The following is a 14,812-nucleotide window of genomic DNA, read 5'->3' as shown; positions in this document are numbered from 1 at the left end:
GAAAAGAGGACCGCGCGCCAATGGCGCGCGGTCCTCTTCATAAAATTTTTATATACTTAAAACAAGTACAAATAAAGTATATAAGTACAAAATCGCCTTAAAATGGACTTGAGGTGATTTTGTGGAAAAGAAAGAGGCCCATCTGGGACTGCGGATGGAGCGATCCGCCCATGACAAGCTGAAGTATATCGCGGCCTATGAGGGCCGGTCCATCAATAAACAGGTCTTGCATCTTATCACGACCTGTATCCGGGAGTTTGAGCGCGCCAACGGTCCCATCGACCCGGACGAGAACGGCCATGGGCAGGCTTGATCCTCTGTGGGACCTGCTGTTCCCGCCCAAGTGCCCCTTCTGCGGCGGGCTGCTGGAGAAGGGGGCTTTGCTGTGCCCGGACTGTCAGAAAGACCTGCCGTGGCTCACCGGGGCGTCGGGGGAGAAGGCGGTGGAGCTCACCGGCGGGTGCGTGGCGCCCCTGCGGTACGAGGGGAGGGTGGCGGAGGCGATCCACGCCTATAAGTTCGGCGGGAAGAGCGCCCGGAGCCGCGCCTTTGGGGTGCTCATCGCCCAGTGCCTTGCCGACCGGGGGACGGCGTTCGACCTCGTCTCCTGGCCACCGCTGTCCCCAAAGCGCCGCAGAAGCCGGGGCTATGACCAGGCGGAGCTGCTGGCCCGGGAGGTGGGGAAGGCCCTGGACAGGCCCGTAGTCCCGACCCTGGCAAAGCGGGAAGTGCCCGCCCAGTCGGGCCTGACCGGGGAGGCCGCCCGCCGGGCCAACGTGCTGGGGGCCTATGCTGTTTTGGACCCGGAGGCCGTCCGTGGGAAAACCGTCTTACTGGTGGACGACGTGGTGACTACCGGCGCGACCCTCTCCGAGTGCGCGCGGGTACTGCGCTTGGCGGGGGCGGAGGGGGTGGTGTGCGCCGCCCTGGCCCGGGCCAGATAAGGCTGGGCGCGCGCTCGGAGCCCGGCGGGAGCCGGGCCGCGCCGTTTGGCGCGTACAAGCCGAAGGCTTGCCGGAGAGGCAATTCATTTGCCTCGAGGATTGAAATCAAAGGGGCCCCCGCGGAATGGGACATTCCGTGGGGTGTGCGCGAAGGTACTGCGCTTGGCGGGGGCGGAGGGGGTGGTTTGTGCCGCCCTGGCCCGGGCCAGGTGAAGGAAATTTCCTCTTTTTTGCCGTTTGACGTTGAAAAGTGCGGAAAAAGCGGATATAATAATACACTGAATCATACCCCGGACTAAAAGAAACGGCTCCGGGCTACAATAGCCTGGAAGAAGATATATGAGGTGCAGCTATGTTCAGTAAAGATATTGGAATCGACCTCGGCACCGCCTCCATCCTGGTCTACGTCAAGGGCAAGGGCGTCGTCCTGCGGGAGCCCTCCGTGGTGGCCATCGACAAAAACACCGGCAAGCTGTTGAAGGTGGGCACCGACGCCCAGCAGATGTTGGGCCGTACCCCCGGCAACATCGTGGCCATCCGCCCGTTGCGGGAGGGCGTCATCTCCGACTACGACATGACCGAGCGGATGCTCAAGGAGTTCATCCGCAAGGTGACCTCCTTCCGCCTCTTTAAGCCCCGCATCATCATCTGCGTCCCCTCCGGCATCACCGAGGTGGAGGAGCGGGCCGTCATCGACGCGGGCATCCAGGCCGGCGCCCGGCGGGTCTACCTCATCGAGGAACCGGTGGCCGCCGCCATCGGCGCGGGCATCGACATCGCCAAGCCCGACGGCCACATGGTGGTGGATATTGGCGGCGGCACCTCCGATATCGCCGTCATCTCCCTCAGCGGCATCGTGGAGTCCACCTCCATCAAAATCGCCGGCGACCAGTTCGACGAGGCCATCATCAAGTACATCCGCCGCAAGCACAACGTGCTCATCGGCGAGCGGACGGCCGAGGAATTGAAGATGAAAATCGGCTGCGTGTTCCCCCCGGAGGAGGAGCAGAGCGTGGAAATCAAGGGCCGGTGCCTGATGACCGGCCTGCCGCGGGTGTTCACCGTCACCTCCGGCGAGATGATCGAGGCCTTCGAGGAGCCCTCCGCCCGCATCCTGGAGGCCATCCACGGCGTGCTGGAGCGCACGCCCCCCGAGCTGGTGGCCGACATTTCCAACAACGGCATTGTCATGACCGGCGGCGGCTCCCTGGTCCAGGGCTTTGACAAGCTTATCGAGTCCCACACCGGCATCGAGACCCACATCGCCGACGACGCCATCTCCTGCGTGGCCTACGGCACGGGCAAGAGCCTGGAGTCCCTGGACGGGATGCAGGACGGCACCATCAACCTGTCCCGGCGCAAGCAGCTCAACGGCTGAGAAATGACATGAAAGCCCCGCCCGCGCAGTGCGGGCGGGGCTTTTTGGAGGGTTTTTCATGAAAGAGAAGGAAGAAAAGCGGCCCCTGTTTACCGCCGCCAACCTGGTCTCCGCCATCGTCAGCTTCGCGGCCTTCCTGGCTATCGGGTTGACGGGGTACTACCTGTCGGCGGGGGAGTTCGTCTCCGCCCAGCTGGCGGTGGTGTACGCCGCCCTGGCCCTGGCCGGGGCTTTGGCCGTGTTCCTGCGGCTGTACCGGTTCACCCTGCTCTACTACGCGGGCTGTGCTCTGGGGTGGGGCGCGGGGTGGTTCATCGCCGGGCTGAAGGGGGACTTTGCCCCCACGGCGGGGACCATCTGCACCTTTTTTATCATTGCCGTGTTCGCCGTCTTTGGGATGCTGGCCCAGTTCAAGAGCCTGAAAAAGCGGCGGGCGCGCCGGAAGGAGGCCGAGGCCCAGGCGGCGGCCCGGGCCGAGGAGGAGCGCAGGCAGGCCGAGCTGGAGGCCGCCCGCCGGGAGCGGGAGGAAGCCGAGGCGGCGCTGACGGCCGCGGTCCAGGGGGAGACGGCGGAGGAAGAGAAAGCGCCCGCCCCGGTGGGGGCGGACGCCGAAGAGTAGGACGTTCTGGATTGGGTGGGGCGGATGGGGGGAGGCTCCCCTCATCCGCCCCTTCGGGGCACCTTCCCCCGGGGGGAAGGCTTTTTTGGGGGCGTCTTGTCGTGGGGGAGGGGGTTAGGGCTCCGAGACCAGGGCCTCGCCTACGGTGTAGATGTCCCCGGCCCCTACCGTGAGGATGAGGTCGCCGGGCTGGGCCAGCGCCCGGAGCCGGGTGGTGAGGGCCTTCAGGGTGGGGTAATACTCACTGCCGGGGACCCGGTCGGCCAGGTCCTTGGAGGAGATGCCCAGGTCGTTGTCCTCCCGGGCGGCGAAAATCTCCGCCAGGAGGGTCACGTCCGGCTCGGAGAGGACCTGCACGAACTCGTCGAAGAGGGCGTGGGTCCGGGAGTAGGTGTGGGGCTGGAAGGCACAGATGACCCTTTTGTAGCCAAGGCCCATGGCCATGGTGAGAAGGGCCTGGACCTCGCTGGGGTGGTGGGCGTAGTCGTCGTAGACGTCGGCCCCGTGGAAGACCCCCTTCTTCTCAAAGCGGCGCCCCGCACCTTTGAAGCCGGCAAGCCCCTGGGCGACAGCCTCCGGCGGCACCGCCAGAGTGATGCAGGCGGCGGCGGCGGCCAGGGCGTCCCGGACGTTGTGCTCGCCGGGGACCTGGAGCTCCACGTGGGTGTAGGTTTCGCCCCGGTACACCACGTCGAAGGCGGGCAGGCCGTTTTTCCAGGTGAGGCGCTCGGCGTGGACGTCGCCGGCGTTCAGCCCGAAGGTGAGGATGGGGCGCTTCTCCCCGGCCAGGGTGGCCATGGTGTTGGCGTCGTCGGCGTTGGCCACGATGATCCCGGTATCCTCGGGCACCAGATCTGCGAAGGCCCGGAAGGACTTCTCCACGTCCGCTAAATCCTTGAAAAAGTCCAGGTGGTCGGCGTCCACGTTCAAAATGACGGCGATGGTGGGGAAGAAGGAGAGGAAGGAGTTGCAGTACTCGCAGCTCTCCAGCACGATGGTGTCCCCCTGGCCCACCCGGTGGCCAGCCCCCAGCAGGGGCAGGGTACCGCCGATCATCACCGTGGGGTCCAGCCCCGCGGCCATGATGATGTGGGTGCACATGCTGGTGGTGGTGGTCTTGCCGTGGGTGCCCGAGACGCACAGGGCGTTCTTGTACCGCTTCATGATGGCCCCCCAGGCCTGGGCCCGCTCAAAGACGGGGATGCCCCGGGCCCGGGCCCCGGAAATCTCCGGGTTGTCGTCGTGGGCGGCGGCGGTGCGGATCACGAGCTCCGCGTCCCCCAGATGCTCGGCGCTCTGGCCGATGGCAATCTCGATGCCCAGGCCCCGCAGGTGCTCCACCGTGGCGCTCTCCCGCATATCGGAGCCGGTGATGACCATGCCCATGCCGTGGAGGACCTCCGCCAGGGGGGCCATGGACACCCCGCCGATGCCCACCAGGTGGGCCCGCCGTCCGGGGAGCAAATATTCCGTAATATCCGTGTTAGTCATGAGGACACAACCTTTTTTCTACATTTGACATATTATTATATGACAGGGCGGAAAAATTGGCAAGGTAATTCTATACAAAAGAAACCGGGGTTATACCGGAAGGGAGGTGGGGACATGACCTGGAAGGACCTGCCCGCGGGGGCGCGGGACTGCCTGGAGCGGCTGACGGCGGCGGGCTTCGCCGCCTACCCGGTGGGGGGCTGCGTCCGGGACCTGCTGCTGGGGCGGGCGCCGGGGGACGTGGACGTATGCACCGCCGCACGGCCCGAGCGGGTGATGGAACTCTTTCCAAACGCTGTCCCCACCGGCATCCAATACGGCACCGTCACCGTGCCCACCCCCGACGGGCCGGTGGAGGTCACCACCTTCCGCCGGGAGGGGGGGTACGCCGACGGGCGGCACCCCGACGCCGTGACCTTCGACGCGGGGCTTACCGAGGACCTCTCCCGGCGGGACTTTACCGTCAACGCCATGGCCCTGGCCCCCGACGGGGCCGTGGTGGACCCCTTCGGGGGGCAGAGGGATTTGGAAGGGCAGGTTATCCGCTGCGTGGGGGACCCGGACAGGCGGTTTTCCGAGGACGCCCTGCGGATGCTCCGGGGGGTGCGCTTCGCCGCCCAACTGGGCTTCTCCATCGAGCCGGAGACCTGGGCGGCTATGGGGCGGAACGCCCCGCTGACGGCGAAGGTGTCCCGGGAGCGGATCAAGGCCGAGATGGAAAAGACCCTCCTCTCCCCCCGGCCCCAGCGCATCGCCGCCATGGTCCAAGCGGGGCTGCTGGACCACCTCCACCCCATGCCCAAGGGCCCGGAGCTGGACGCTCTGGCGGAACTGGCGGGGCTTCCCCCCACCAAGGAGGCCCGGTGGCGGGGGTTCTGCGCCCTGACGGGCTTCCCCATCACCGCCCTGCCGGTGGAGCGGGCCCTCCGCCGGGGGGTGGAGCGCCCGGAACTGGCGGTCATCCCCGCCCTGGCCCTCTCGGGCCGGGACCTGATGGCCCTGGGGCTCCGGGGCCCCGCCATCAGCGCCGCCCAGAAACGGCTGGCCCTCCACGTACTGGAGCATCCGGAGGACAACACGGCCCCCCGCCTGCGGGAATTGCTGGGAAAGTCCTCCGAGGGCTGACCGCCGCCCGGCAGGAAAAAGCAAGCCCCTCCGCCGGCGCCGGAACTCATGCCGCCCTCCCCGCCCGCATATACATAGCGGGACGGGGAGGGCGTTTTCCGAGTATGGGGAAAGACCGTCAGGTCGCCCACAGCGGCCCGAAGCTCCCCGGAGCTGACTTCATATTCTGACGGGGCGCCAAAGGGCGCATGGAGGGTGCCTATGGAGCGGAAAGGGAAAAAAGAGGGCCTGCTGGAAAAGACCGCCGAGGTCTTTGACCTGCCCGGCGACCTGGTGGGCCTGCCCCGGGTGGAGATCACCGGGCGGCAGGAGCTGCGGATGGAAAACCACAAGGGGATTCTGGCCTACGGGCCGGAGGAAATTTTGGTCAGCGGGGGCAAGCTGATCGTCAAGGTCCGGGGCGTGGGCCTGGAGCTGAAGGCCATGAACGCCAGCGAGCTTTTGATCACCGGCACGCTCCTGGCCGTAGAGCTGGAATAGGGGGGCGGCATGGCGGCGCGGAAAATCGTGAACCTGCTGCGGGGGAGTGTGCGGCTGGAGGTATCCGGCGCCTTTCCCGAGCGCTTTTTGAACCTGTGCGCCCAGAAGGCGGTGGCCTTTTGGGCCGTGGAGTGGCCCGAGGACCATGTCCTGCGGCTCACGGTGGCCTGGCAGGACCGGAAGGGCCTGGATGAGCTGGCCCAGCGGGCGGGCTGCACCGTGGCCGAGGCGGAGCGGAAGGGGGTGCCCCCCTTCCTGATCCGCTTTCGAAAGCGGTACGCCCTCCTGGCCGGGCTGGCCCTGGCCCTGGCGGCGGTGTGCTTCCTCTCCCGGTTCGTGCTGGTGGTGGAGGTGGAGGGCAACGAGACGGTGCCCACCCAGGTCATCCTCACCGAGCTGAGGCGGGCGGGGCTGCGGCCGGGGGCCTACGGCCCGGGGCTGGCCACCCGGGAGATCTCCAACGAGGCCCTCCTCCGCCTGGAGGACTTGTCCTGGATGGCCGTGAACCTCCACGGCATCCGGGCCCAGGTGGTGGTGCGGGAGAAGGTGGCCAAGCCGGAGATCGTGGACAGGAGCCAGCTGGGGGACATCGTGGCCGAGGCCCCCGGCATCGTCACCCAGATGGAGGTCTGGTCCGGGGACCCGGCGGTGGCCGAGGGGGCCACCGTGCTCCCCGGGGACGTCCTCATCCGGGGCTCCATCCGGATGGACCCGCCCCAGTACAGCGAAAATCCCACCCTGTGGATGCCCGTGCGGGCTATGGGGCGGGTGGAGGGCCGCACCTGGCGGACCCTCACCGCCGTCATCCCACTGGAGGCGGGGGTGAAGGAATACACCGGCGACGAAAAAAGCCGTCTGTCCCTGTCGGTTTTGGGGCAAAGGGTGAATTTTGCTCAAAATAGTGGAATTCCCTTTGACAGATATGATAAAATAAGCGAGACATGGAATCTGACCCTCCCCGGCGGCCTGGTCCTCCCCTTCACCCTGCGGCGGGAGGTGTACCGGGCCTATGAGGTGGTCTCCCTCCCCGTGGACGGGAAGGCCGCCCAGGCCATGCTGGAGGAGCGGCTGGACAGGGAGCTGCGGGAACTGCTGGGGGAGACCGGCCAGGTGGTGAGCCAGACCTACTCTGCCGTCCAGCGCTCCGGCGCGCTGCGGGTCACCCTTACCGCCGAGTGCCGGGAGGAGCTGGGCCGGTTCGTGCCCGCGGGATAGGAACGACGAATACGAAGGAGAGACCCTGATTTGACTGAACAGACCATCAGTGTGGAGCGCATGGAGGAGGCCGTCAGCCTCTTCGGCTCTTTGGACGAGAATATCAAGCTCATCGAGAAGGACCTGGACGTGACCGTGGTCAGCCGGGACGGGGAACTGAAGGTGGCGGGAGAGGACGCCGAGAGGGTCATCTACGCCGTGAAGGCGGTGGAGGGGCTTTTGAAGCTCATCAGCCGGGGGGAGGCCATCAGCGAGCAGAACGTGCGGTATATCCTCAACCTGGTGAAGGCGGGCCACGAGGACAAGATCGGACAGCTCTCCGCCGACGTGCTGTGCGTCACGGCCAAGGGCAAGCCCATCAAGGCCAAGACACTGGGCCAGAAGCGGTATGTGGACGCCATCAAGAAAAACCTGGTGACGCTGGGCATCGGCCCGGCGGGCACCGGCAAGACCTACCTGGCGGTGGCCGCCGCCGTGGCCGCCTTCCGGGCGGGGGAGGTCAACCGCATCATCCTCACCCGGCCCGCCGTGGAGGCGGGGGAGCGGCTGGGCTTCCTGCCCGGCGACCTGCAGTCCAAGGTGGACCCCTACCTGCGGCCGCTGTACGACGCCCTCTTCGAGATGCTGGGGCCGGAGACCTACCAGAAGTACCTGGAGCGGGGGAATATCGAGGTGGCCCCCCTGGCCTATATGCGGGGGCGGACCCTGGACGACAGCTTCATCATCCTGGACGAGGCCCAGAACACCTCCCGGGAGCAGATGAAGATGTTCCTGACCCGGATGGGATTCGGCTCCAAGATCGTCATCACCGGCGACGTGACCCAGATCGACCTGCCCACCGACAAGGTCAGCGGGCTGAAGGAGGCCACAAGGGTTTTGAAGGGCGTGGAGGACATCGCCATCTGCCAGCTCACCGGGGCCGACGTGGTGCGGCATGTCATCGTCCAGCGCATCATCAAGGCGTATGAGGAGGACGAGAACCGGAGGAGCCGGAAGAAGTGAGGACGGCGCTTGCGAAAGAGGAGGGAGCCTGAGATGCGGAAGGTCTTTATCGGCCTGCTGTTCGTGTTTATCAATTTCAGCATCAATGATCTGAACCTGACGCCTGCCTTTGTGGGGTATATCCTGATTTACCTGGGCCTGGGGGAGGTGGAGGAGTGCCCCTCCACCCAGACCAGCCGTATGATCGCCGCGGTGGGCGCGGTGGTGGACGGCGTATTATGGGTGCTGGGGGCCTTTGGCGCCGGCCTGCCCATCCCCCTGGGGGCGGTATTCCAGCTTTTGGTCACCTACCGGCTGGTGGTGTGGGCGGAGGAGCTGGCCTCCCTGCGCAGCTGGGAGACCGGGCGGGTGAAAAAATTCCGCACCACCTGGTATGTGCTGGCCATCAGCGTTGTCCTCTCCCTGGTACTGGCGCTGCTGGGGACCGACCTGGCCTTTGCGGCGCTGCTGGCCTTTGCCGTCAGCGCGGTCTATTACACCTATACCTATTACCACATCTGGAAGGATGCCGCGCTGGTCGGGGGGATGATGGAGTGAACCACAATATTATCATCAGCTCCGACCTGGAGGAGGACACCCGGGAGGTGGAGGCCCTTCTCCAAACCGTTATCCCGGCGGCCCTGGAGGCCGAGGGAGTGGCCGTCCCCTGTGAGGTGGATGTGCTGCTGACCGACGACGCCGGCATCCACGCCATCAACCTGGATCAGCGGGAGGTGGACGCCCCCACCGACGTCCTCAGCTTCCCCATGTTCCAGTATGCGCCTGGGCGCCCCCCTGTGGACGCCTCCGACGCCGACCCCGCCACCGGCCTGACTCCCCTGGGGGATATGGTCATCTCCCTGGAGCGGGCACGTGCCCAGGGGGAGGAGTACGGCCACGGGACCCGCCGGGAGGCGGCCTATCTGGCCGTCCACTCGGTGCTGCACCTGCTGGGCTATGACCACATGGACGAGGGCCCGGAGAAGGCCCGGATGCGGGCGCGGGAAGAGGCCATCCTGGGAGAGCTGGGTATTACCCGGGAGGACCCGGTATGATTTGGGCCGTTGTTGGGATGGCGCTTCTCTCCCTTTTGGCATTTTACCTGCTGTCCGCCCTGCTGGGCGAGGCGGTGGTGCTCCTGATCCTCTTTACCCTGCCCGGCCTGATCGTGGGCTGTACCTGGGCCGTCTGCGAAAAGCTGGGCGAGACACGGGACGGGCCGGACAAGCCCGGGGATAAAGAGGCATAGGGGAGCGAAGCGGAAAAGAAAGTGGGTGAGGCGCGTGTTCCGGCGGGAGAGCAAAAAAATGATTCTGGCTCTGCTGATTTTGGAGGCTGTCGCCTGCGGGCTTTTGTGCATCGGCCCTTTTCTGGTGGTGGGTGGGATGGTCACCTTGCTTTTGAGCCTGTTTACCGCCGGACTGTCCCCCTTCTATCTGGGCACCGGGTTCGTCATTGCCGGGGCCTGCTTCGCGCCGCTGTCCGTGTTCAGCCTGATTTTCGCCATCGGCCAACAGCGGAAATTCAAGACCCCGCTGGGTATCCCCACCGCCATCACGGCAGGGGCCCACCTGATTTTGGCCGCCCTCACGCTGTGCTACATTTGGAGCCTGTGACCCGGGAAGCCGGGGGCACAGGCCCCGATCCAGATAAAACGCTCAAAGAAAGTTGAGGATCACCTATGAAGAAAAGCAAAGCCGGCATGATCGCCATTGTGGGACGGCCCAACGTGGGCAAGTCCACCCTCACCAACGCCCTGGTGGGCGAGAAGATCGCCATTGTCTCCAACAAGCCCCAGACCACCCGCAACCGCATCTGCGCCGTGGTGGACCGGGGGGAGAGCCAGTTTGTGTTCCTGGACACCCCTGGCCTCCACAAGGCCAGGACCCGGCTGGGGGACTACATGGTGGGGGTGGTGCGCCAGAGCGTGGCCGACGTAGACGCCGCCTTACTGCTGGTGGAGCCCATCCCCCACGTGGGGGAGCCGGAAAAGGAGCTGATGGCGCGGCTGGCGGCGGTAAAGGCCCCCACGGTGCTGGTCATCAATAAGATCGACACGGTGAGGAAGGAGGACCTGCTGGCCGTCATCGCCGCCTATTCCCAGGACCACCAGTTTGCCGCGGTGATGCCCATTTCCGCCCGGCAGGGAGACGGGGTGGGGGACCTTCTGGACCTGCTGGAGGGCTATCTGCCCGAGGGGCCCCACCTCTTTCCCGAGGGGATGGTCACCGACCAGCCCGAGCGGCAGGTCTGCGGGGAGATCCTGCGGGAAAAGCTGCTGCTGTGCCTGGATAAGGAGGTCCCCCACGGCACCGCCGTGGAGCTGACCAAATTCTCCGAGCGGGACGACGAGGTCATCGAGGCCGACGCCACCATCTACTGTGAGAAGGAGAGCCACAAGGGCATCATCATCGGCAAGAAGGGGGCCATGCTGAAAAAGATCTCCACCATGGCCCGGGAGGATATGGAGGCTTTTATGGGGACTAAGGTTTTCCTTCAGACCTGGGTCAAGGTGAAGGAGAACTGGCGGGACAACCTGAACCTGGTCCACAACTTCGGCTACCGGGACGACTGAGGAAGCGCTGGAATGGCAGGCGCGGAACCAAAGGGCGGCGGACGGCTGGAAAAACGTATCCCGGCTTTGTTTTTGGCGCTCAAGGACAAGGAGACGCCGCTGGCGGCAAAGGTGATGGCCGGCATTACGGTGGGGTACGCGCTTTCTCCCATTGATTTGATCCCTGATTTTATCCCGGTCCTGGGGTATTTGGACGACTTGATTCTCCTTCCAGCATTTGCCGCTCTGGCGATAAAGTTGATCCCCGCCGGCGTATGGGAGCGCAGCTGTGAGCGGGCGGAGCATCTGTGGGAAAATGGAAGGCCGAAGAAATGGTACTACGCGCTCCCCATTGTTCTTATTTGGCTGCTGGCGGCCTGGCTGATCGTCAAAAAAATCTGGTTTTAAGCCGCGGACGGGCCGCGGGACGGCGTCGGCGTGGGATAAATTTAACGCTGATAATTCCCCGCGAATACGGCAAGCTAACCCCAGAGAGAAAATCGAAGGGGGCGCCGTCATGACCGTCGCACTTGCCTGGGAGCTTTTTGTTCAGACCGGACTTCCGGAGGCGTACAGCCTCTATTGCTGCTTGAGGGAGGAGGAGCGTCAGGCCGCGGAGCGATCCGCCTGACGCCCGTACATAGGATATGCACGTGGTGACGAGGGGCCTGGTGCTCCGGGAGGTCAACTACAAAGAGACCGACAAGATCCTGACCGTCCTGGCCGAGGGCCAGGGGAAGCGGACGGTGAAGGCCCGGGGCTGCCGGCGGAAAAACAGCCCCCTGGCCGCCCCCGCCCAGCTTTTGGTGTGGTCGGACATGACGTTGTTCGACTATCAGGACCTCTGGTCGCTGAATGAGGCCAGCACCCTGGAGGAGTTCCGGGGGGTGCGCTCCGACCTGGAGAAGCTGGCCCTGGGTTCTTACTTCGCCGAGACGGCGGAGGCGGTGGCCGAGGAGGGGGTGGAGACGCCGGGACTGCTGTCCCTGGTCCTCAACTCCCTCTACGCTCTGGACAAATTGGGCAAACCCCCCGCCCTGGTGAAGGGGGCCTTTGAGATGAAGCTGGCCTGCCTGGTGGGGTACGAACCCCTGCTGGACGCCTGCGCCGTCTGCGGCCTGCCCCAGCCCGAGGCGCCCCGGCTGAACCTCTCCGCCGGGGTGCTCCACTGCCAGCGGTGCCGGGGCGAGGTGGGGGAGGAGGGCATTTCCATGCCCCTGGACGGCCCCTCGCTGGCGGCCCTCCGGCATGTGGTGTACGGCCCGCCCAAGCGGCTGTTCTCCTTCCAGCTGGAGGCCGGGAGCCTGGAGCGGTTCGCGGGGGCCTGCGAGAGCTTTTTGCTCACCCAGCTGGAGCGGGGCTTCCGCACCCTGGATTTTTACAAGAGCTTACAGATATCGCCATAGGCTTCCCTGAGGGGGAAGCTGGCTGGCCATGGGCCGGACCGGCGGGGGGACGCCGGAAGGGCACCTCTCATCCGCCCTGTTGGGGCACCCTTCCCACAGAGGGGAGGGCTTTAAGGAGGCAGGTACATATGACGTTAGATTCCGGCGAAGTGGGACAGAGTTATACGGTGTCCCGCATGGAGCTGCCCGAGCAGGTGGAGCACCGGCTGGAGGCCCTGGGCATGACCCTGGGGACCCGGGTGTCCATCCTGGGCAGCAAAGGCGGCGGGACCCTGATTTTAAAGGTGCGGGGCACCCGGTTCGCCATTGGGCGGGGCATCACCCGAAGGATTGAGGTGGCTTGACATGGCCAGAGAATTGACGGTGGCCTTCATCGGCAACCCCAACTGCGGCAAGACCACCCTCTTCAACGCCTACACCGGGGCCAACCTGAAGGTGGCCAACTGGCCCGGCGTCACCGTGGAGCGGGTGGAGGGGACCGTGAAGGATCACGACCTGAACATCAAGCTGGTGGACCTGCCGGGGACCTACTCCCTCACCTCCTATACCATGGAGGAGCAGGTGTCCCGCCGGTTCATCCTCTCCGACGAGGTGGACGTCATCATCGACGTGGTGGACGCCTCCTCCCTGGAGCGCAACCTCTACCTGACCCTTCAGCTCTTAGAGCTGGGAAAGCCGGTGGTGGTGGCCCTCAACATGATGGACATCATCGCCAAGCGGGGCATGGAGATCGACCTCCACCGCCTGCCCGAGATGCTGGGGGTGCCCGTCATCCCCGTGTCCGCCCGGAAGCGGACGGGGCTGGAGGTGCTGATCCACGCCGCCGCCCACCACGCCGGGACAGAGCACAGGGACCCCATCATCCACGAGCACGAGTGGCACAGCCGCCGCCGGACGGGCCCGGCGGAAAAGCACGAGCGGTACGTCATGGTGTACGACGAGCTGATGGAGTTCCGCATCGACGCCGTTTCCACCGCCCTGGAGCGGAAGTATCCCGCCATCAAAAACACCCGCTGGCACGCCATCAAGCTGCTGGAGGGGGACGGGGCGGTGACCGCCCAATACCCGGTGGACCTGCCCGACATCCTGGACCGCAGCTACGAGACCGACATCATCAACCAGAAGTACGACTTCATCGAGGAGGTGATGGGGGAGGTCCTGGTCCACAGGGAGGAAAAGGCGGCCCTGACCGAGCGGGTGGACCAGGTGCTTACCCACCCGGTGTGGGGCCTGCCCATCTTTTTGGGCATCATGGCGCTGGTGTTCTTCCTCACCTTTACGGTGGGGGATTTTCTCAAGGGCTTTTTCGAGCTGGGGGTGGAGTGGCTCACCCTGGCGGCGGCCGACCTCCTGGCGGGCTGGGGGGTGGGGGAGCTCCTCACCGCTCTCATCACCGACGGCATCATCGCCGGTGTGGGGGGCATCCTGACCTTCCTGCCCAACATCTTTATCCTCTTCCTGGCCCTGGCCTTCCTGGAGGATACGGGGTATATGGCCCGTGTGGCCTATATCATGGACGGCATCATGGGGAAGATGGGGCTGTCCGGCCGGGCCTTCCTGCCCATGGTGCTGGGCTTCGGCTGCTCGGTGCCCGCCATCATGGCCTCCCGGGCCCTGGAGAACCGTCGGGACCGGTTCAAGACCATGCTGGTGACCCCCTTCATGTCATGCTCCGCCCGCCTGCCCATCTACATCCTGTTTTCCGGGCTGTTTTTTGACCGGTACGCTATGCTGGCGGCCTACTCCATGTATCTCATCGGCATCCTGGTGGCCCTGCTGGTGGCCTTCGTCCTCCACACGCTGGAGAAGGGGAAGGGCATCCAGACCAACGACCTCCTCATCGAGCTGCCCGAGTACAAGATGCCCTCGGCCCGGACGGTGGCGGTCTATGTGTGGGAGAAGGTGAAGGACTACCTGACCAAGGCGGGCACCGTCATCTTCGTGGCCTCCATTTTGCTCTGGTTCCTCCTGAACTTCGGGCCGGGTGGGTATACTGACCTTATGGAGGAGAGCTTCGGGGCCATCCTGGGCAAGGCCATCGTGCCCTTCCTGGCCCCGGCGGGGCTGGGCTTCTGGCCCATCGCCGTGGCCCTCATCGCCGGCATCTCCGCCAAGGAGGTGGTGGTGTCCTCCACCGCCATCCTCTTCGGGGTGAACAACATCAATTCCGCCGCCGGGATGGCAGCGGTGGCGGGGGGGCTGTCCGCCATGGGCTTTGGGCCGCTGAACGCTTACTGCGTCATGGTGTTCTGCCTCCTCTACGTGCCCTGCGCGGCCACCATCGGCGTCATCCGGCGGGAGTCGGGGAGCTGGAAGTGGACGGCGTTTTCCGTGGCTTTCCAGGTGGCCACCGCCTGGGTGGTGAGCTTCCTGATTTACCAGGTGGGGAATTTGTTCCTTCGCTGATGGTCACGCGCGGACCGTACGTGGGAGACTATTCTTTCTGGAAAGAATAGCCCCTGCCCTGCTTCTTTTGAAAGAGAGACCCACCCGGCGTAGCCGGGCGGCCTACGCTCGTGCCGTTGAGGAACTTTGCCATGTTATCCCGCTTGCGCAAGAGAGCCCCGGGTGGCACAGCCACCCGGCCTACGCTACAAATGCGCCACTGGCGCATTTGCT

18 protein-coding genes are annotated in these 14,812 nt (G+C 65.2%); 17 read left to right on the top strand and 1 reads right to left on the bottom strand.

The annotated features are described in order from the left end of the window. Positions 1–121: 121 nt before the first annotated feature. The 4 genes from AAEU42_RS06655 (at position 122) to AAEU42_RS06640 (ending at position 2,941) form a co-directional block, all read left to right on the top strand. A complete protein-coding gene (locus AAEU42_RS06655; protein ID WP_342232750.1) occupies positions 122–313 on the top strand; it encodes a hypothetical protein in 192 nt (63 codons plus the stop codon). After that, complete coding sequence (locus AAEU42_RS06650) at positions 300–944, top strand: ComF family protein (RefSeq protein ID WP_342232749.1); 645 nt, start codon at positions 300–302, stop codon at positions 942–944. The genes AAEU42_RS06655 and AAEU42_RS06650 overlap by 14 nt, the downstream gene beginning before the upstream one ends. Positions 945–1,296: 352 nt before the next feature. Then, a complete protein-coding gene (mreB, locus tag AAEU42_RS06645; RefSeq protein ID WP_342232748.1) occupies positions 1,297–2,322 on the top strand; it encodes a rod shape-determining protein in 1,026 nt (341 codons plus the stop codon). 58 nt (positions 2,323–2,380) lie between these two features. After that, positions 2,381–2,941, top strand: a complete 561-nt coding sequence (locus AAEU42_RS06640) for a hypothetical protein (RefSeq protein ID WP_342232747.1) — start codon at positions 2,381–2,383, stop codon at positions 2,939–2,941. A 114-nt stretch (positions 2,942–3,055) separates the two neighbouring features. On the opposite strand, the gene murC is transcribed toward AAEU42_RS06640, so the two are convergent. After that, a complete protein-coding gene (murC, locus tag AAEU42_RS06635) occupies positions 3,056–4,432 on the bottom strand; it encodes a UDP-N-acetylmuramate--L-alanine ligase (protein ID WP_342232746.1) in 1,377 nt (458 codons plus the stop codon). Between the two features lie 114 nt (positions 4,433–4,546). Between murC and AAEU42_RS06630 the strand changes: the two genes are divergently transcribed. The 13 genes from AAEU42_RS06630 (at position 4,547) to feoB (ending at position 14,599) form a co-directional block, all read left to right on the top strand. Next, entirely contained in the window at positions 4,547–5,557 is a 1,011-nt protein-coding gene (locus AAEU42_RS06630) for a tRNA nucleotidyltransferase/poly(A) polymerase-related protein (RefSeq protein ID WP_342232745.1), read from the top strand. Positions 5,558–5,758: 201 nt separating this feature from the next. Then, complete coding sequence (locus tag AAEU42_RS06625) at positions 5,759–6,037, top strand: YabP/YqfC family sporulation protein (RefSeq protein WP_342232744.1); 279 nt, start codon at positions 5,759–5,761, stop codon at positions 6,035–6,037. Between the two features lie 9 nt (positions 6,038–6,046). Then, positions 6,047–7,252: a sporulation protein YqfD gene (locus AAEU42_RS06620; RefSeq protein ID WP_342232743.1), complete on the top strand. Its 1,206-nt coding sequence runs from the start codon at positions 6,047–6,049 to the stop codon at positions 7,250–7,252. Between the two features lie 30 nt (positions 7,253–7,282). Further along, a complete protein-coding gene (locus tag AAEU42_RS06615) occupies positions 7,283–8,254 on the top strand; it encodes a PhoH family protein (protein ID WP_342232742.1) in 972 nt (323 codons plus the stop codon). Positions 8,255–8,287: 33 nt separating this feature from the next. Then, complete coding sequence (locus AAEU42_RS06610; RefSeq protein WP_342232741.1) at positions 8,288–8,791, top strand: hypothetical protein; 504 nt, start codon at positions 8,288–8,290, stop codon at positions 8,789–8,791. Beyond that, entirely contained in the window at positions 8,788–9,288 is a 501-nt protein-coding gene (gene ybeY, locus AAEU42_RS06605) for an rRNA maturation RNase YbeY (RefSeq protein ID WP_342232740.1), read from the top strand. The genes AAEU42_RS06610 and ybeY overlap by 4 nt, the downstream gene beginning before the upstream one ends. Continuing rightward, positions 9,285–9,482, top strand: coding sequence for a hypothetical protein (locus tag AAEU42_RS06600; RefSeq protein WP_342232739.1), 198 nt, complete (start codon positions 9,285–9,287; stop codon positions 9,480–9,482). Before ybeY ends, AAEU42_RS06600 begins: the two co-directional genes overlap by 4 nt. A 58-nt stretch (positions 9,483–9,540) precedes the next feature. Then, a complete protein-coding gene (locus AAEU42_RS06595; protein ID WP_342232738.1) occupies positions 9,541–9,849 on the top strand; it encodes a hypothetical protein in 309 nt (102 codons plus the stop codon). 65 nt (positions 9,850–9,914) lie between these two features. Continuing rightward, positions 9,915–10,808 carry a GTPase Era gene (gene era / locus AAEU42_RS06590; RefSeq protein ID WP_342232737.1) on the top strand — a complete coding sequence of 298 codons (894 nt, stop codon included), beginning with the start codon at positions 9,915–9,917 and terminating at the stop codon, positions 10,806–10,808. A 12-nt stretch (positions 10,809–10,820) separates the two neighbouring features. Further along, positions 10,821–11,195, top strand: a complete 375-nt coding sequence (locus AAEU42_RS06585) for a YkvA family protein (protein WP_342232736.1) — start codon at positions 10,821–10,823, stop codon at positions 11,193–11,195. Positions 11,196–11,434: 239 nt separating this feature from the next. Then, a complete protein-coding gene (gene recO, locus AAEU42_RS06580; protein WP_342232735.1) occupies positions 11,435–12,193 on the top strand; it encodes a DNA repair protein RecO in 759 nt (252 codons plus the stop codon). A 128-nt stretch (positions 12,194–12,321) separates the two neighbouring features. Next, positions 12,322–12,537 (top strand): FeoA family protein, encoded by a 216-nt coding sequence (locus AAEU42_RS06575; protein ID WP_342232734.1) that lies wholly within the window; start codon positions 12,322–12,324, stop codon positions 12,535–12,537. A gap of 1 nt (position 12,538) precedes the next feature. After that, positions 12,539–14,599, top strand: coding sequence for a ferrous iron transport protein B (gene feoB, locus AAEU42_RS06570; RefSeq protein WP_342232733.1), 2,061 nt, complete (start codon positions 12,539–12,541; stop codon positions 14,597–14,599). The last annotated feature ends 213 nt before the right edge of the window (positions 14,600–14,812 follow it).

Origin of the sequence: Pseudoflavonifractor phocaeensis, assembly GCF_038439875.1 — a bacterium.
GTDB lineage: Bacteria > Bacillota > Clostridia > Oscillospirales > Oscillospiraceae > Vermiculatibacterium.
This window is presented reverse-complemented; position numbering and strand designations above follow the sequence as displayed.

Excerpts from the sequence above, each read along its gene's own strand:
- mreB (WP_342232748.1), top strand. The coding sequence starts at position 1,297 with ATGTTCAGTAAAGATATTGGAATCGACCTCGGCACCGCCTCCATCCTG.
- AAEU42_RS06650 (WP_342232749.1), top strand. The coding sequence starts at position 300 with ATGGGCAGGCTTGATCCTCTGTGGGACCTGCTGTTCCCGCCCAAGTGC.
- AAEU42_RS06630 (WP_342232745.1), top strand. The coding sequence starts at position 4,547 with ATGACCTGGAAGGACCTGCCCGCGGGGGCGCGGGACTGCCTGGAGCGG.
- recO (WP_342232735.1), top strand. The coding sequence starts at position 11,435 with ATGCACGTGGTGACGAGGGGCCTGGTGCTCCGGGAGGTCAACTACAAA.
- era (WP_342232737.1), top strand. The coding sequence starts at position 9,915 with ATGAAGAAAAGCAAAGCCGGCATGATCGCCATTGTGGGACGGCCCAAC.
- AAEU42_RS06585 (WP_342232736.1), top strand. The coding sequence starts at position 10,821 with ATGGCAGGCGCGGAACCAAAGGGCGGCGGACGGCTGGAAAAACGTATC.
- AAEU42_RS06620 (WP_342232743.1), top strand. The coding sequence starts at position 6,047 with ATGGCGGCGCGGAAAATCGTGAACCTGCTGCGGGGGAGTGTGCGGCTG.
- AAEU42_RS06625 (WP_342232744.1), top strand. The coding sequence starts at position 5,759 with ATGGAGCGGAAAGGGAAAAAAGAGGGCCTGCTGGAAAAGACCGCCGAG.
- AAEU42_RS06575 (WP_342232734.1), top strand. The coding sequence starts at position 12,322 with ATGACGTTAGATTCCGGCGAAGTGGGACAGAGTTATACGGTGTCCCGC.
- AAEU42_RS06610 (WP_342232741.1), top strand. The coding sequence starts at position 8,288 with ATGCGGAAGGTCTTTATCGGCCTGCTGTTCGTGTTTATCAATTTCAGC.
- feoB (WP_342232733.1), top strand. The coding sequence starts at position 12,539 with ATGGCCAGAGAATTGACGGTGGCCTTCATCGGCAACCCCAACTGCGGC.
- murC (WP_342232746.1), bottom strand. The coding sequence starts at position 4,432 with ATGACTAACACGGATATTACGGAATATTTGCTCCCCGGACGGCGGGCC.
- AAEU42_RS06600 (WP_342232739.1), top strand. The coding sequence starts at position 9,285 with ATGATTTGGGCCGTTGTTGGGATGGCGCTTCTCTCCCTTTTGGCATTT.
- AAEU42_RS06640 (WP_342232747.1), top strand. The coding sequence starts at position 2,381 with ATGAAAGAGAAGGAAGAAAAGCGGCCCCTGTTTACCGCCGCCAACCTG.
- AAEU42_RS06595 (WP_342232738.1), top strand. The coding sequence starts at position 9,541 with ATGATTCTGGCTCTGCTGATTTTGGAGGCTGTCGCCTGCGGGCTTTTG.